14 protein-coding genes are annotated in these 15,412 nt (G+C 63.4%); 7 read left to right on the forward strand and 7 right to left on the reverse strand.

The genetic code is table 11. The features are described 5' to 3' along the window. Nucleotides 1-344 precede the first annotated feature (344 nt). Both EN846_RS24425 and EN846_RS24430 read left to right on the forward strand, forming a co-directional pair. Nucleotides 345-1,130, forward strand: coding sequence for a response regulator transcription factor (locus EN846_RS24425; protein WP_245478120.1), 786 nt, complete (start codon nt 345-347; stop codon nt 1,128-1,130). Between the two features lie 7 nt (nt 1,131-1,137). Beyond that, nucleotides 1,138-1,620 (forward strand): hypothetical protein, encoded by a 483-nt coding sequence (locus EN846_RS24430; RefSeq protein ID WP_127308976.1) that lies wholly within the window; start codon nt 1,138-1,140, stop codon nt 1,618-1,620. A gap of 6 nt (nt 1,621-1,626) precedes the next feature. Here the strand turns inward: EN846_RS24430 and EN846_RS24435 are convergent, their stop codons facing one another. After that, nucleotides 1,627-3,249, reverse strand: coding sequence for a GNAT family N-acetyltransferase (locus tag EN846_RS24435; protein ID WP_128346855.1), 1,623 nt, complete (start codon nt 3,247-3,249; stop codon nt 1,627-1,629). Nucleotides 3,250-3,461: 212 nt separating this feature from the next. Then, the gene (locus EN846_RS24440) at nt 3,462-3,965 is read right to left on the reverse strand and encodes a transglutaminase-like cysteine peptidase (protein WP_245493496.1); all 504 of its coding nucleotides are present in this window, start codon (nt 3,963-3,965) and stop codon (nt 3,462-3,464) included. Between the two features lie 514 nt (nt 3,966-4,479). Here EN846_RS24440 and EN846_RS36530 point away from each other — a divergent pair. Together EN846_RS36530 and EN846_RS24450 are read left to right on the forward strand one after the other, a co-directional pair. Next, complete coding sequence (locus EN846_RS36530; RefSeq protein ID WP_189521666.1) at nt 4,480-4,815, forward strand: hypothetical protein; 336 nt, start codon at nt 4,480-4,482, stop codon at nt 4,813-4,815. A gap of 394 nt (nt 4,816-5,209) precedes the next feature. Next, on the forward strand, nt 5,210-5,473 hold the full coding sequence (locus EN846_RS24450; protein ID WP_127393838.1) for a hypothetical protein: 264 nt from the start codon (nt 5,210-5,212) through the stop codon (nt 5,471-5,473). A 106-nt stretch (nt 5,474-5,579) separates the two neighbouring features. Here the strand turns inward: EN846_RS24450 and EN846_RS36415 are convergent, their stop codons facing one another. Next, nucleotides 5,580-5,708, reverse strand: coding sequence for a hypothetical protein (locus EN846_RS36415; protein WP_281015745.1), 129 nt, complete (start codon nt 5,706-5,708; stop codon nt 5,580-5,582). Nucleotides 5,709-6,410: 702 nt separating this feature from the next. Between EN846_RS36415 and EN846_RS24455 the strand changes: the two genes are divergently transcribed. Beyond that, nucleotides 6,411-8,960 (forward strand): caspase family protein, encoded by a 2,550-nt coding sequence (locus EN846_RS24455; RefSeq protein WP_127393837.1) that lies wholly within the window; start codon nt 6,411-6,413, stop codon nt 8,958-8,960. 29 nt (nt 8,961-8,989) lie between these two features. Beyond that, a complete protein-coding gene (locus tag EN846_RS35260; RefSeq protein ID WP_187331462.1) occupies nt 8,990-9,268 on the forward strand; it encodes a hypothetical protein in 279 nt (92 codons plus the stop codon). A 58-nt stretch (nt 9,269-9,326) separates the two neighbouring features. On the opposite strand, the gene EN846_RS24465 is transcribed toward EN846_RS35260, so the two are convergent. Beyond that, nucleotides 9,327-9,860, reverse strand: coding sequence for a hypothetical protein (locus tag EN846_RS24465; protein WP_245500112.1), 534 nt, complete (start codon nt 9,858-9,860; stop codon nt 9,327-9,329). 232 nt (nt 9,861-10,092) lie between these two features. Here EN846_RS24465 and EN846_RS24470 point away from each other — a divergent pair, with 232 nt between their 5' ends. Beyond that, nucleotides 10,093-10,629 carry an OmpA family protein gene (locus tag EN846_RS24470; protein ID WP_128346759.1) on the forward strand — a complete coding sequence of 179 codons (537 nt, stop codon included), beginning with the start codon at nt 10,093-10,095 and terminating at the stop codon, nt 10,627-10,629. A gap of 51 nt (nt 10,630-10,680) precedes the next feature. Here the strand turns inward: EN846_RS24470 and EN846_RS24475 are convergent, their stop codons facing one another. The 3 genes from EN846_RS24475 to EN846_RS24485 all read right to left on the reverse strand — a co-directional run bounded on the left by EN846_RS24475 (nt 10,681) and on the right by EN846_RS24485 (nt 15,407). Continuing rightward, nucleotides 10,681-12,321: a caspase family protein gene (locus EN846_RS24475; protein ID WP_128346758.1), complete on the reverse strand. Its 1,641-nt coding sequence runs from the start codon at nt 12,319-12,321 to the stop codon at nt 10,681-10,683. A 189-nt stretch (nt 12,322-12,510) separates the two neighbouring features. Next, nucleotides 12,511-14,904, reverse strand: coding sequence for a M23 family metallopeptidase (locus tag EN846_RS24480; protein WP_127393161.1), 2,394 nt, complete (start codon nt 14,902-14,904; stop codon nt 12,511-12,513). Further along, nucleotides 14,901-15,407 carry a DUF1036 domain-containing protein gene (locus EN846_RS24485; RefSeq protein WP_348630794.1) on the reverse strand — a complete coding sequence of 169 codons (507 nt, stop codon included), beginning with the start codon at nt 15,405-15,407 and terminating at the stop codon, nt 14,901-14,903. Before EN846_RS24485 ends, EN846_RS24480 begins: the two co-directional genes overlap by 4 nt. Nucleotides 15,408-15,412 lie beyond the last annotated feature (5 nt).

Consider the following 15,412-nt stretch of genomic DNA (forward strand, 5'->3'; position numbering starts at 1 on the left):
GTTCCCCAATCCCGCATGGAACCCGGGAAGTTTGTGGCCACGGGGATGTGATTGTAAGCTGACAGTTCGGCCTAGCCCGTCCGGCCGGGCTGTGGCGGAGGTGGCCAACAGGGGCAAAATGGCCGGATTTCGCCGCGAATCGAGGTCAAAACGGCCCTGTCGGGGCCAGCTGATCGGCGGCGAGATCGGTAAAATCAGCTATAGCTCGTCCGAACTATATCAGCGGCGCCTAATTTGGTGTATAAGTCATTAAGGCTAGCTGTTCGTGGGGTGGAGGCCCCCAACATCGCAGAAGGGAAAAGAACGAAAAATCGACAGTCTTGGTCTAGGGTGGGGTGGCAACCATGTCCAGAGTCAATTTGCGCAGCACCGTGGGTAGCGGTGCGGGAGACAGTTGGGCGCGCAGAATTCTTCTAACTGTTTCGTCTGAAGACAGCTTTCCGGAATGTCTCGTCTACGCAATCGAGAGGGAGTTTCCCTCCATCGTCGTGGAACAGGCTACAAGCCTGGACGCGGCCTGCGACACATTCGAGCATCCTGTTTGCCTGATCCTTATCGACACTGAATTCCTGCAGGATATCGATACGCATGCGGCTGCTTTCATGCGGTGCCATCCATCGGCGCCGATCGTGCTGGTGCAGCACGACAGCCGCGTTCCTGTTTCCATCCAGGACGTTCTCGATTTGAAGATCGTGCGCAGCGTCCTGCCCATGGATCTGAAGCTGGACGTCTGGCTTTCGGTCATCAGGCTCATGCTTCGCGGCGGCGAATACTTCCCGCTGGCGATGTTCCAGTCCTTCGCCAAGGGCCTTTCGGACCGGGCTCCGGATCATTCGCTGCAGATCGAGCAATCGGCGACGGACCGCGCGGGTTTCGACGAGATGGGTGAATTGACCGAGCGCGAGTTTCAGATTCTCGAAATGGTAGCGCGCGGTTTGCAGAACAAGATCATCGCGGCGACCCTCCGGCTGTCCGAGCATACGGTCAAGATCCATCTGCACAACATCATCACCAAGCTCGGAGCTCACAACAGGACCGAAGCGGCCGCCGTCTTTCATGCGCGCAAGGATACCTTTTACGGCGGCATGGAACGGTCGAGACAGCCGGGCATCAGCCAGTCCTCGGCATGAGGCGGCGATGCCCCGCTTTCAGGAGATACTGCTCCTCGTTGGCCAGTTGAACTATACGTGGACCAACACCGAAAGCCTGCTGATCTATCTGATTGCCGGCCTGGCGAAGGTGGACAAGGAAACGGCAATCATCATCTTTCTGACGCTGAACACGACGCGTGCCCGTATCGAGCTGGTCGAACGGCTTGCCAAGATGCCGAAGACGGCGGCGGATTGCCGCCAGGCGGTGCTGACCGTCACCGGCAAGCTCACGCGCCAGGCAAAGCTGCGCAACAAATACAGCCATTGCATCTATTCATTCGACGAGAGCGGATCGCACGGAAGCACGCAACTGATGCGCATCGTCGACGGCAAGGACGACGTCAAATACGGGAAGATTGAAGCGCTCGATGACAAGGAGATGGGCAGGATCCACGATTCCATCGAGGACATCAGGGCCATAAACAAGGACATATGGTCCATCGTCGTGGACAATTCGTTCCCCAGATGAGGGCTGCTATCGGGTGAGGCTCGCGGCGGGCTGAGGGCTTCTCACCAAAGCGGCGCGAAGGGCCAGCGCCTGGCTGTGGCTCGGCTCCAGTTCAATGCAATTGTCCAAGCTTGCGAGCGCGTCCTCGATACGGTCGAGCTTTGCCAGCGCGAGGCCGCGATTGTAGTGCCCGCCAGGGACGTCGGGCCTGATCTCGATCGCCTGGTTGATCTGCTGTTCCGCCTCGCCGTATCTGCGCTGCTGAAGGAAGATCACACCGAGCAAATAGCGGACGTCGAAGTGCCTGGGCTCGACGTCCAGGATCTCGCGATAGATCTTTTCGGCCTCGGCCAGGCTTCCGGCCTGGTGCAAACGGGCGGCCACACTGAGCGTCTGCGGTAGCAGCGCTCGTCGCGCGGCATCCAGCTGCTCGAGCAGCTGACGTGCTCCGGAATGGGATCGGTCGGCGCTCAGGATCTGTCTGCAGGCGCGAACGGCCCCGTCGAGGTCGCCCGCCTGATGCAGTGCTTTTGCCCGCGCAAGCACGACGGGCAGGCTTCGCCTCTCCAGGCTGTCGCGCAGATTGCGGCGCGTGGCGGTGTTCACGAGCAGGCATTCGACCTTTCGCTCGAGGCCGCCGAAATCATACTTGTAGGCGAAGTCCCCGGTCTGCAGGTCATAGACGGCAAAGCCGTTCTCGATGGCCCAGCGTATGCTGTAGAGATGAAGCGCGAACCCGGGCGCCGGCTTCCTGATGCTGAGGTCGCGTCCGTTGAGCATGCCGATCAGGGACCGGTTCTTGCGATCGATCAGCGTGGCCTGGACGCCGATCGGGTTCTCGCCCTGCCAAAGCACGGGCAGGTAAAGGGCATCGTCCTCGAAGGCGCATCGCAGCATGTTGCGGAAATTGTTGATCATCGCCTTGGGCAGGCCAGGGTGATATCGCGCCGCCAGCTTGGCGCCCCACTGGTTTTCCCAGAACTGAAGCAGGATCCGCAGGTCGCGTTCCAATGTCGCGGCGGTAACGTCTGTCACACGGTACTCGGCCGCATCGTCGATCGCCCGCAGCGTGCGCCGCGCGGTCTTGCGTGTCGCCGCGCCGAGCCTGCCGTTGAGGAATTCTTCCCAGTCGCCGGGCAGGTTCACATAGACAAAGATGTCATGATCGACGCCATCTCCGTCGTCCGGTCGCCTGACCTTGCCGGTCAGGAATGCCGGGGCGGAAAACTCGCTCAGAAAGCCGTTCAGCCGCCGCGGCGACATAAAGATGTTCTCGAGATGCAGCTTGGCCCAGTTCTGCTGCTTCACCGTTTCGGCGAACGCGACGATGACGTCGTCCTGAACATCGGGATTGCAGAGGAAGCCGCTGTATCCGGCGAAATAGCCGCCCCCGGTCCTCAGTTCGTTGTGGAATGCGCCGTCCCTGGCCCTTTCGGTTCGAAGCTGAAGCGGAAAGAACCCGACATAGTCGGATGAATCATCTTCCCTTGCAGCCAGAACGAGCCATTGATAGCGAAGCCGCTTGAACCAGCCTGCTATCCACGGCCACGACATGAAGTACTGAGCTTCGGGATCCGCCGCGTAGACGGCATCCCAGTTGCTTCTCAGTTGGACGAGCGTGTCGAAGCCGTCGATAACATCCACGCGCATGGCGCCGACCTTTGCTCAGGAGCGTCGGTAAACGGGCAATGATCCTGGTATCAGCTGTTCCCCCAGTCCCTGGGCCTGGCCAGGGAGCGAGCTGTGATGATCCCATGGCGGGGACCAGCCTTGCAAGACAATCAAAGGATTGAGTGGGCGCGGGACGCGACCTGATTTGTCCCGCCAGGCAGATCGGCAGACCGCGCGGGGCGGGGATCTGGCTAGGATTCGATCCGCACCCACTTGCCGCTTTGCGACTGGGATTGGCGAGCGAAATAACGATAGGAGGTCTGCGACCAGTTCCTCACGGCTCCGCTGCGATTGTCGAGGATGAGGTCACCCTTGTCCGTGCGGACGGTGAGAACCGTATGGCCGGCGCCGCCGAGGGTCGCCACCGTCAGCAGCAAGGCCGAAGCCGGCCAGCCGCGTTTCATCAGTTCGCTTTTCTTGAGGATTGCAAAATCCTCGCAATCGCCTTCCCGGGTCGGGATACGCCAGTCGTCGGCACTGCCGGAAGCAGAGTCGTTGCGGGCCATGATCCTGGCATTGACGGAACTGTTCACCGCCTGCAGCTCGGCCAAGCGGCGATCGCTAAGCTTCACCTCTCTGACGTGTCCGGTCGGACTGCAGTATCTCGGCTGCCTTGCACAGAAGGTGCGCGCGGCCGGCGGGGCGAACGCATAGCCCGCCGTGGCCATCATGGCCGAACTGTCGGAAGTGCGCATGGTTTCGCTGCAGCCGGCCAAAGCCATGGCCGCGGCGACAAGCGCCACGAAACGTATCACGTTCATCCCCTCGAACTAGCTCGAATGATCAAGGCGATGATGATGTTCGCGGAACCAGGTAAATCAACCCTGCCGGATAGTGTTTGCACAGATTCTAAAACAATGTATGCTTAACAAATTGTTTCCGATGGTCGGAAACTTTGACATAGCGCCCAGTTTGGGGACGGGAGCGCCTTTTTTCCCTTCTTGGAGGAAGAAATGCACCTGTACCCAACCTGCGCGAGCAGGGCTCGCGCACTTTTGCTTGTGTCATCCGCTCTTGCAGCGGTGAATCTGACAATACCCGCATCGGCACAAAACAGCGTTCGGCCGCGTATGACGGCCGCACAATGCCAGCCGCTGACGGAATCCAACTACGCGCTCTGCTGCATTGCGAGCAATCGCGGAACCATCCTGACGCGAGCACAAATCGCAATGTGCCCGCCGATCACGACCGCCCTTATCGCAGCCACCGTTGCCAGTGACGGTGAAGGCGGCGGCTCTGGCGGCGGCGGTGGTGGCGGCTCGGGCGGCGGCGGCAATGGCGGCGGCGACGGCGGTGGCGATGGCGGCGGCGACGGCGGTGGCGATGGCGGCGGTGATGGCGGCGGCAACGGCGGCGGCGATGGCGGCGGCAACGGCGGCGGTGATGGCGGCGGCGATGGCGGCGGCAACGGGGGCGGTGACGGCGGCTCGGGCGGCTCCGGTGGCAGCGGCGGTTCGGGCGGCAGCGGCGGCAGTGGCGGTTCGGGCGGCGGCGGCAGCGGCGGCTCGGGTGGCTCCGGCGGCAGTGGCGGCTAAATCCGGATAGAGCAACTCGTCGTATCGAGTTGGCAGAAGCGGGTGGACGTCTGGGTCAGGCGCCCACCCGCTTGCCTGACTGCCGCCAAGAGATGTGCGAGACGATTTCTTGGGACCGGCCCCGCGTTTTCGACTGCCACCAGTCTACCACGCGTATCGCAAGCTGGCCCTACCGCCGACCCCGTCACACCGCGCGGCCGAGCGCTCCACGCGCCGGCATCTCGGCTGGCCGTCCTATTGCAGGAAAACCTGTCAATACAAGTATTCCCGGAAGGAGGGGTATGCTGTCACAAGACAGTGAAATGCGGGGAAGACGGGGATTCCCCGAATTGCGGCTTTCTATTTCCAATCAACCATGGTTGATTTCGTGCCGCTCGTGTTGCGCAGATCGCCGGAGGGGGTTTGTGCGCCTCATTTCGATGATGGTCGAACTTGGTGTGATTGTCGGTGGCCTCGGCTTCGAGACCGAGGCCAGGTGCCGCGACCTGGCTGCCTTGGCTACGACTTCGATTTCCGATCCTGCTGAAGCGCTGCGTCTTCAGGAGGAACTGACGGCGCAGTTTTCCCTGCTCTCTTATGGGACCGGCCTCGGGCTCGATATTTCACCCCAATGGGACGAGCTGCTCGACCTTGTCGAGTCCGTACGTTGCGCCTCGCTGCTGAATTGACCCCAATAGCCGTGGATCCCTCGTGGCCCGGCGTGAACGGGCGACCTGACAGGCAAGCTTGCAACCGCGGGGATCCGCGTTGCCGACGCCTGCTGGGCGGCGCCTGTCACCAGCGTTGCGGCCTTGCCATCGCCAGCCCCTTTTCCAGGGCCTCCTTGAGACTTGTGGTGTAGTGCGCGGTGTCCTCGAGGCCGCCGAAGAAGTTTATGCGATGGATCTCGCCCTTCTTGCTCATGACAATTCCGGCTGCCCGCAGGCTCTCTTGAACTGACTTGTATGTCATCTCCACGGTTCCCTCTGCCTACCCACAGCTTAAGGTCGCACCGTTATGTAACGAAGCCGTGTCGGTGACTGTGAAGGAGACAACATAAGCTGCTGCCGACTAACCAGATCGAGCTAAGGCCTATCGAGCTAATTGAGTTAAGCGCCAAACTCGCTCACTATCTGTCTTCCGAGCTTACCAAAAACTCCAACGCTCGCAGGAGTTGCCCTCGGATTGTTTGCCGAACCTCGTCTTCCCCCCGAAGCCCCGTCGGCAGGCAAGGCGGACCCGGTGTCCCCCAGGTCCGCCTTTTTCGGGGCCAGCCTCAGCCAAATCAGGAATTTGAACTCGCCGCCCGGGGCGGCAGTGCGGCGCGGCGCGGCAATGCGCTGGCGCTGTTCCCGCACCGCCGCGCCCCGTATCCGGAATGCGGCGTTTGAACTGGCTGAAGGCCGACCAAGGCGCTGGGCAGGCCGCAGCGGCAAGCCGGCTCAAATCATTGCGGAAGTTCCGCCGCTAGGGTAATTTAGAAACCGATTGGATGAGGAATACGCCCGCATTCGCCATGGCGCCTGCCTCAGCCCCTGTTTCGGCAGATTGTGAACTCTTTAACAGACCCCGGCACCGCAAGCTGCGTTCTTGTGGTCGACAGGTCATAGCAGTTAAGGATTTGCCATGCTGCGATGCTGCGCGTTCATTGCAGCCCTGATCCTCGTGGGCCTCGCGACGTTGGATGCCCGCGCCGATCGGAGGGTTGCCCTTGTGATCGGCAATTCCGAATATCGGGACATCCCGGCGCTCAAGAATCCCGACAAGGATGCCGAGGATGTGTCGAACACGTTTCGGCAGGCCGGCTTCGATGTGTTCGTCGCCAAGGACCTCACCAAACTCGAGTTCGAGAAGCAATTTCGCAACTATCTGGCCGCAGCCGACGGCGCCGAACTGGCGGTCGTCTACTATTCCGGGCACGGCTTCCAGATCGGCGGCGAGAATTTTCTGATCCCGGTCGATGCCTCGCTGAAGAAAGCGGCCGACATCGAGGTCCAGGCCATCAAGCTCAACGATGTGCTGGAGCAGATGCGTTCGAAATCGAAGATCCAGGTGATCATCCTCGATGCCTGCCGCAACAACCCGTTCCCGCGCAAGGATTACTGGCTGAGGGATCAGCTCATCACCGCCGGCAATGCAGGCCTCGCGCAGGTCAAGAGCTCGCTGAACACGCTGATTGCCTTCGCGACGGAACCCGGGGCGGTCGCCTATGACGGAACCGGCGACCTCAGTCCCTTCTCGTCGGCATTTTCGCGGCGCGCGCTGGCGCCGAACCAGGAGATACGCACCGTGATGGCGGCTGTGCGCCGCGATGTGGTCCAGGCGACCGAAGGCAAGCAGGTGCCCTGGGAAAATTCCTCGCTGATCGATGAGGTCGTGCTGATGCGCCGCGCCACCCGGCCTTCGCTGCCGCCGGTGCTGGAGAAGGTCGTGCCATCGGGGATCGGCCCGGTTGCCCTCGATTTGCCGGCGCCCGTCGACGTCGATGGTGGAACGGTCACGGTCAGCATCGAAAGACCGCCTGCGCTCGGACAACTGACACTGGACGGCAAGCCTGTCGAGGTGGGCCAGCCGATCCAGGGCAAGGACCTGCCGCGCCTGAAGATGGATGTACCCAAGGGAGCAGTTGCCCAGGAAGAAGTTGATATGCTGGCCTACGCCACCCACGACGACTGGGGCGGTGAAGCTCACGGCATCATGGTGTTCCGGGTCAAGAGCGGCGAGGGCGCCGAGGGCGAACAGGTTGTGGCCTCGCTCGAGGCCGAGCAGAAGCAGCAGACGCTGGAACGGGGCATCCACATCACCGGTGCGGCCGAGGCGATCGAGAATAGCGACGTTGCCGTTCCCGTCGGCGTCGGCCCGGTTGCGCTGAAGCTGGACCTGCCGACGAAGGACCCAGCGGTCAGCCTGAAAGTCGCGAGCTATCCGGCGACGGGAACGCTATCCCTGCCTGACCGAACACTGACGCCCGACTCAAGCCTGATGGTCGGCGAAGTCGAGCACCTGCGGTACGAACCCCAGATCGGCACCGTCAAACCGCTTGTGGTCGGCTTCGAAATCCGGGCGGACAACAATTCGCCCAAGCCCGCCACCATGAAACTCTCGCCCAGCGTCGACCCTTGCGATACGGCCGCCGGCGAGCCTCTCGACCTGCAGGGCGTGGTCCCCGGCCTGCTGCCGAACGAGATCGGCGCCAGTGCCGTGGACGTCTGCGAGGCCGCGGTGAAGGCTTACCCGGATGTGCCCCGCTTCCGCTATGAACTCGGGCGCGCGCTGCTTGCCGCCGGCAAGGTCGAGGAGGCGAGGACAGCCATCGAGGAGGCCGCGAAGAAGGGACATGTCCGCGCCGTGTTCGAGCTCGGCTACCTGCACGCGACCGGGACCGGGACGCCGCAAGACCGCACGCAGGCCAACTCCCTCTACAAGGCCGCGGCCGACAAGGGCGACCCCTACGGCATGACATCCTGGGGCCGCGCCCTGTTCAACGGCTACGGCGTCAAGGCCGATACCGCAAAGGGGCTGGACCTGCTGCTCAAGGCGGCGGCGATGGGACATACCTACGCCATGAACGATCTCGCCGCGATCTTCACCGAGGGCCGCAACGGCGTGACCGCCGACCCGGCCCGCGCCGTCGCCTTCCTTCAGGCCGGCGTGCAGCGGCAGGACATGTATTCGATGAACCTTCTCGGCCGGAACTATCTCAGCGGCCAGGGCATCGAGAAGGATCCAAAGATGGCGCTGACGCTGTTTCAGAAGGCCATCGATCTTGGCCAGCCCTATGCCCCGGCCAGCCTTGGACGCATGTACCGGGACGGTGTTGGCGTGGAGCAGGACCTCGCCGAAGCGCAAAGACTGTTCGAGCTGGCGACCATGCGCGGCGATCAGTCCGGCGCCTACGATCGCGCGGCTCTCGAAATGCAAAAGGGCGACAAGGCGGATCAGGCCGTTGCTGCGCGTTTCCTTGCCTTCGCGGCTGCGCTCGATCTTCGCAAGGAGCTTCCGGGGGCCAGAAAGACGCTGGCAAAATTCGGAGCCAAGCCGAAAACGGCCGCGTTGCAGCAGTTGCAGCAGGAGCTCAAGTCGAAGATCCCCGCGACCGGTTCGCTGGACGCCCAACTGATCAACGCGGCCAGAGGGGTGTGGGAAGAAGCCAATCCGCGCAGGGACCTTTTCTGATCAACCGGGAGGCAATGGTGGGCAGGACATTGAAGGAAGCAATCACCGCAACAACGCTATCCGGCGTCGTGGTGGCGCTCATGGGCTGCACGTCCATGATGCCCAAGGCAGAGCCGACGCCGGTGGCGGCGAAGCCGCAGCAAAAGGTCGTGCAGACGACCCCTCAGACGACGGTCGTCAAACAGAAAAAGGTGACTGCCAAGAAAGTGGTAAAGCCGGTTGAGGAAACCACGCCTGTGGTCGTTCCGCCCTTGGGCGGTGGTGGTGGTGGTGGCGGTAACGGCGGGGGTGGGGGTGGTTGGGGATAAGCGTGGCCAAATAGGCCAGCAAAGGCGCTGCCGAGCACTTTTTCCGGAATTTCACTAACTAGGCGTCCGTCGATTGACGCATCGCATCGATCTCCGCCGTCTGGATGCCCAGTTCGACGAAGGCTGAAAGCACGGAAAAGCGATCGGCGAGCGCGACACGCGCCAGTCCCGACAGAATCCCGGCATTCACCGCATGGGCGGCGGGGAACAGCCGCGCGACAGGCCGCGCCGTGGTTTCCGCGGCCGAACCGTCGCCGCGCCATGCCGCCGCCAGGGCGATCCAGGCGGCGGGGGTTGTCGGCGGCATCGCCGCGGCCCTGCTCAGCCCGGCATGATGCCGGGGATTGTCCGGTTCGCTGACCCAGTCGCCGACAAGCATGAGCAGTTCCTGATCCTGCCCGTCGAGCAGGTCGGTCAGGTGGCTCAGACACTCATGCGCCCACCAGACGGCAGCCCGTTCGGCAAGCAGATAGGCGCAGAACGTGATCGCCTCCTCGGGCACCGGCCCGGCGAGCAGGGCGCGGCAGAACTCGATCGAGGCTTGCTCGGTTGGAGGGGCGCTCATGTCCTCGGCAACAGCGGGACAAGCCATGAAAAGATCCCGTGCCGTTTTGAATCGGAGCTCATTGGCCATGGCTGCCACGCCTTCCCTGAGGGACAACAACCACTCAAGCCTCCGGCGAGGCAACGGTCAAGCCTTGCTCGGCCGCGGAGCGGCCACTGTCGGCAATGCCGTATATTTTCGATGTCGCCGACAGACAATTGCTCCGGAATTTGATATGATCCGGCCGGCGAAATCGGATGCTCAGACGGGAGTAACGGTTATGCAATTGGGCAATGCAGCCTTAGTGTTGGCGATCGCGCTTGTGTCGGGCCAGGCTTTTGCCGATCCGCTTCAGAAATCGGAAGATATCGTGAAGTTCTTTGCCGGTGAGGGCAAACTCGGCGCTTCGCGTGGAATTTGCGTCGGCAGCGAAGACGAGTGCAAGAGCAAAAGCGAGACGAAGGAAGCCCCGGCCAAACAGGCAGGCCTCGACATGCTGGTCAATTTCGGACTGGATTCGGCCGAGCTCGACGCGACGGCGCGCGCGGAACTCGACGAGTTCGCCAAGGCGCTGAAGGACAGCCGGCTGAGCTCCCTCAGCTTCGTCGTCGAAGGCTATACCGACGCGTCCGGCACGGTCCACTACAATGAGGGACTGTCGCAGCGAAGGGCACGCTCGGTGACCGCCTTCCTGACGTCCAGCGGCGTCGACGCTGCCCGCATCAAGGCCATCGGGATGGGCGAGAAGAACCCGCGCAGCCCCGATCCCTATGATCCGGTCAACCGCCGGGTGGAGATGCGGATCAGCACTCAGTAGCTTGGGCCGACATAGCCTGCCCTCGCGCCATCCGGGGATGCCGCGGGCGCGTCAGTTCTTGAGCGCGCCGCCCACGGCCACACCGGTGCCGAATATCAGCGCCTTGGTCAGGAAGTCGTTGTTGTTGTCCTGGGGCGGCGGGGGTTCCTCGCGGCCGACCAGCGTGTCGCGGTTGCGCCTCGTCTGAACGACCTGCTGTTGCTTCTTGCGGGGTTTCTGCGCCACCGCCTTCGGCGTGCGGGCCTTCTGCACGACCTGCTTTTTCGGCGCCGCCGCACGGGCCTGGTCGGCTGCGTGCTTGGCACGCACGGCCTCCATCATCGGATCGGTCTGGACCACCAGGAAGGCCAGTTGCTCGCGTGTCAGGAAGGTGGTCGGCGGCAGGCCGTTCCTCTCTTGCCAGTCGCCGATGGCCTGGCGGGTCTTGGGCCCGATATTGCCGTCGACGCGGCCAAGTTCGTTGCCAAGCGCCTCGATGCGCAACTGCAGGTCGATGCGGCCCTCGCGATCGAGGCCGATGGCGTTTTCCGTCTGCTCGCTGCCCAGCGCCTGTTTCATCTCGTCCGAAATGCCAACCGAGGTGCGCACCGTGGAGCCGGAATTGGCATCCGCCTCATCCGTATCGAGGGCCGCGACCTTTCGGTCTTCGGCTTTCGGGTCCTGCAACTCATCGATGTTCAACCGCGCCACCGTCGCGAAACGGCCATTCGGGAACTGGTCGAGATAGGCCTCGTAGAACGGAATGGAATTCTTCTTCGAGGCTTCGTCCCACAGCCGCTGCTCGACTTCCCAGGACGGAGCTTCGCCAACCACCAGGCCGGGGGCCGATGTCGCCGCGGCGTTGGGCGCGTCGGCGGCGGGTTTTGCCGCAGGCGGCGCCACCACGGGTTTTCCCATGAAGACCTCACGCCCCAGCGACGCGTTGTGCCATGGCCGCTGCCGGCCTTGCGTGGTCTCGGTCACTTCGCCGCGCACGCGCGTCAGCGCGCTCTGGATCTCGACGCCCGGCTCGGTCAGATGCCTGGCGAGCGCGGTCGAGTAGGGACTGTTGACGCCGTTGCCGTCGAAGGCGATGGCGCCGGGGTCGGTCGCATAGGCGATCAGGATGCCGCCGGTGCCGACGCCTTCCGATTTGGCTTCGACGGGCGCCAGGCCGGCGCCCAGCGAGCGCGACTTCGGAAGCGATGCAGCAAGCGTCCTGGCCAGCGGATTGTCGCGGCAGGCGTCGAGGATGATGACGCCGACCGCCGGATCGGACGGAAGCGCCGCCATGAACTCGTCGATCTGGACGGTGCGGGTCTTGAGATAGGCCGGCGAGGTCAACTCGGCATCGACCGGAATGAGGAAGTTCTTGCCGTCCACCTGCATGCCGTGGCCGGCATAGTAGATGACGGCGAGGTCGGCATCGTAGGATTGCTCGGTGAACCGGCTGATGAGGCTGTGCATGCCCGCATTGTCCTGGTCCACCCCTTCGATGACCTCGAAGCCGGCGTTGCGCAGCGTCGATGCAATGAGGTGCGCGTCGTTGGCGGGATTGGGCAGGGCGACGGCATGGACGTATTTGCTGTTGCCGATCACCAGCGCGACGCGTTTGGCGTCGGGCGCACCACTATCGGAGGCCGCAGCCTGGGCGCTAAGCGAGGCCAGGACGAACAGTATGAATCCGCTCAGAAAGACGGCGAACGCTTTCATGGATCAGCCCTCCGCCCCAGAGGGGCGCGCTAGTGATGTCTGCGCATGCTAGTTTCGTCGGCGACACAGTCGCTTCTGCCAAAAATGGCTCTTGGGCGTCTGTGATCTCAACCACAGTCATGGTTCACGACAGGCCCGAAAAAAGTTCGCCGATAATATCACCGGGCGGCAGGAACACCAACGGCGGGCTTAAAGGGTGTTCTGAAGCGAGCCTATAAGGGCGGTGACGGCCTGCTTGTACTTCTCGAATTCCGGCGACGTCTGCCGGATCTCGGTCGTGGTCGTCGTCTGCTGCGCCGCGTCGGTGGCGATGCGAGGGGCCTTCTGCCCCATTTTCCGCTCCGCCCAGTCCACTACGTAACTGGCCGTCTTGCCGGTGAGGAAAGGGTTGGCCTGGATGACGGCCGAGCCGAGCACGGCGCTCAGTTGCGACGCGCCCGGCGCCGCCAGCACCTGATGCGCGCCTTCCATGCCAAGGAAATGGCAGAGATAGAGACGGCCGGCGGTGATCTGATGGCCGCGGGCGCGAAGATAGGCCTCGCCTTCGCGCGCCAGGTTGCGCACCATCTCGCGCGACAGCGTCGCATCATAGCGAAGCGCGAGCAGGTCGGCGGTCGACAGCGAGCGGGCGAGATCGGGGCGGTAGGTGTTCATCATCCGGATCCAGGTCTTGGAGATGAACTGGCCGGCGCCCGTCGCCGAGGAAAGCGGGTTCTTGGCCCGCGCGCTGCCGCCGCTTTCGACATGGACGATGCGGTCGGTCAGCGTCTCGACGGCAGCATCGCCGGTGCCGCCAGAACCGCCGGAAGCGTAGGCGGCAACCGTGGTGACCGTTCCCAGCGGATCGATAGCCGCGCCGGCCTGGTAGAGCTCGAAATGGAGATGCGGGCCGGTCGAAAGCCCCGTGGTGCCGATATAGCCGATGACGTCGCCGGCCTTCACCTTGGTGCCGACGCCGCTGGCGATGGCGAATTTCTGCATATGCGCATAGCGCGTTTCGCGCCCGTTGGGATGCGAGATCTTCACCAGATTGCCATAGCTGCCGCCATCGCCCTGAAACGTGATCTCGCCATCGAAGGCGGCCATGATCGGTGTGCCGACCGGAGCGGCCCAGTCGACGCCCTTATGGATTCGCACCGTTCCGAGGATCGGGTGCTTGCGCGGGCCGAAGGTCGAGGTCATGACCCCGCTGACCGGGGTGACCATGCCGTTTGTCACCGCCAGCGAACGAACCTCGTCATTGCCGGTGACGCACGCGAACTGGCCGTCGCTCTGCTGGAAAACGAAACAGTCGAGGCTCTTTTCCGTGCCCTGGACGCCGACATAGAGGACCCGTCCGGAGATCTCGCTTTGGCCGCGCGGCGTCTGCGAGTAGATCAGCACCAGGCGCTGGTCCTCGCTGGCGAAGGCGTCGAGATCCTGCCCCCGCGACAGATACATGATCGCTTCGCCGATCACGCCGGTCGGAACCTTGTTGCGCGCGGCCGTCGAGTAGATCGCGTCGAGCAGGCGATACTGCCGCTTGTGCGTTCCTTCCTCCGGCGCGCCCGAATAGTTGAACAGGTCCTCGCGGACCCAGGGATCGACCCCCGATACGAAGGCGCCGGCGGCGTTGCGCGTCAGCGTGCCGACAAACACGTTCTTGGCGTAGATCGAGACCTGCATGAGCGACATCGTCGTCGCCTCGCGCGTCGGCCTGAAGCCGCGCATCGCCACGACATAGCCCGGTTCCAGGCTTTCCCGGTTGAACAGCGCCTTCAGCGCTTCCCCGGCCAGCTTGGCGTCCTCGGCCGAGAAATGCGCATCGAGCGCCACGCTGTCCAGGCTGCGGTCGTTGAGGATCTTCACGAAGCTGTCTTCGGTCGCCTCGAAGCGCTGGTATTCCTTGGTGACGGTCGCGACGCTGGTGTTGTTTTCGATCTGGGTCTTCTGGAATGCGGGCAGGGCAGCCTCGCCCGCATCGATCGTTTCGCCCCAGCCGGCCTCCGGATCGTCGGCGTCCGCTGGCTGTCCCGCAGCGGCCGGCGCCTCGTCAGGGACAGGCGTCGGTTGCAGGTCGTTCTGCAGGTCGCCGGCCGGCGGCTGAAGATCGTCCTGCAGGTCGTCGGACGGCGGCGACGCGGTCTGCCGCTGCGCCTGGAAGAAGGCGAAATCCTCCTGCGTCGACGGGATCGTCGTCATGAATTTCTCGCTGGCGCTGAGCATCACGTCCGACAGCACCTCGATCTGCGGCGAGATCCCGGCCTGATCGAGTTCGGCCGGCCGCGCCATCGCATGGGCTTTCGTCGAAGTGTCGGCATCGGGGGCGAGCGTGATCCACATCGGGTCCCCGGCAAGGTCGATGATGGCGGGCACATAGACCGAGGCGTCGGCCGGGACGTCCTCTGTGCCGTCGACGGCCTGCAATTCCTCATCCTCATCGCCGAATGACCAGTAGTCGGCGGTGAGGTAGAAACCGGTGCCGATCGAAACCAGGACCATCGCCGCAAGACCGATAAGGACCCGGCGCCAGAGCTTGCGCCTGCGCGAAGCTAGGCGCGCCTGCCTTTTCAGCTTGAAGCTCGTGTCGATACTGTGCGTCACGGGCTGTTCCCGGTCAGGAAGAATGTCCACCGCACCTGTTCGAGCGTGTCGACCTCGACAAACCGCGCCGCGATATGGCCGCGCTGCCAGCATTCGTCGATGCCGCGTATCGAGAAGCGGCGCCGGTCGATGCACATTTCGGTCGAGCCGTTGAGGATCGCGTGGCCGAAGACGTCCGTCGCGTAGATGTAGATGTAGCGGTTGGTCAGCTCCTCGCGAATGACGTTGACGCATTGGTTCGCGCCGATGGTCCACCAGCCGTCCGTCTGGTCGGCATTGTCGACCTTCTGGCCGACCGCGAGATTGACGACATCCAGCGTCTGATTGCAGACCGTGAACTCGGCGCGCGCCTGGCCGATCGACAGGACCGCCAGCAGTGCCGCGACCGGGATCGCGGCAGGCCTGGCGCGGCCGATCAGGCCAAGCACGGTTCGGGCCCGTTCACGCAGCTTGCGTGGCGGGAGGACGGGTGGGAAGGAAGAACGCGAGCGGCGGATTTCCATCGGCG

The organism is Mesorhizobium sp. M4B.F.Ca.ET.203.01.1.1 (genome assembly GCF_004791025.1).
Taxonomy (GTDB): Bacteria; Pseudomonadota; Alphaproteobacteria; order Rhizobiales; family Rhizobiaceae; genus Mesorhizobium; species Mesorhizobium abyssinicae.

Coding starts and splice junctions, on each gene's coding strand:
- EN846_RS24425 (WP_245478120.1), top strand. CDS start 345: ATGTCCAGAGTCAATTTGCGCAGCACCGTGGGTAGCGGTGCGGGAGAC.
- EN846_RS24430 (WP_127308976.1), top strand. CDS start 1,138: ATGCCCCGCTTTCAGGAGATACTGCTCCTCGTTGGCCAGTTGAACTAT.
- EN846_RS24435 (WP_128346855.1), bottom strand. CDS start 3,249: ATGCGCGTGGATGTTATCGACGGCTTCGACACGCTCGTCCAACTGAGA.
- EN846_RS24440 (WP_245493496.1), bottom strand. CDS start 3,965: ATGCGCACTTCCGACAGTTCGGCCATGATGGCCACGGCGGGCTATGCG.
- EN846_RS36415 (WP_281015745.1), bottom strand. CDS start 5,708: ATGAGCAAGAAGGGCGAGATCCATCGCATAAACTTCTTCGGCGGCCTC.
- EN846_RS24455 (WP_127393837.1), top strand. CDS start 6,411: ATGCTGCGATGCTGCGCGTTCATTGCAGCCCTGATCCTCGTGGGCCTC.
- EN846_RS24465 (WP_245500112.1), bottom strand. CDS start 9,860: ATGGCTTGTCCCGCTGTTGCCGAGGACATGAGCGCCCCTCCAACCGAG.
- EN846_RS24470 (WP_128346759.1), top strand. CDS start 10,093: ATGCAATTGGGCAATGCAGCCTTAGTGTTGGCGATCGCGCTTGTGTCG.
- EN846_RS24475 (WP_128346758.1), bottom strand. CDS start 12,321: ATGAAAGCGTTCGCCGTCTTTCTGAGCGGATTCATACTGTTCGTCCTG.
- EN846_RS24485 (WP_348630794.1), bottom strand. CDS start 15,407: ATGGAAATCCGCCGCTCGCGTTCTTCCTTCCCACCCGTCCTCCCGCCA.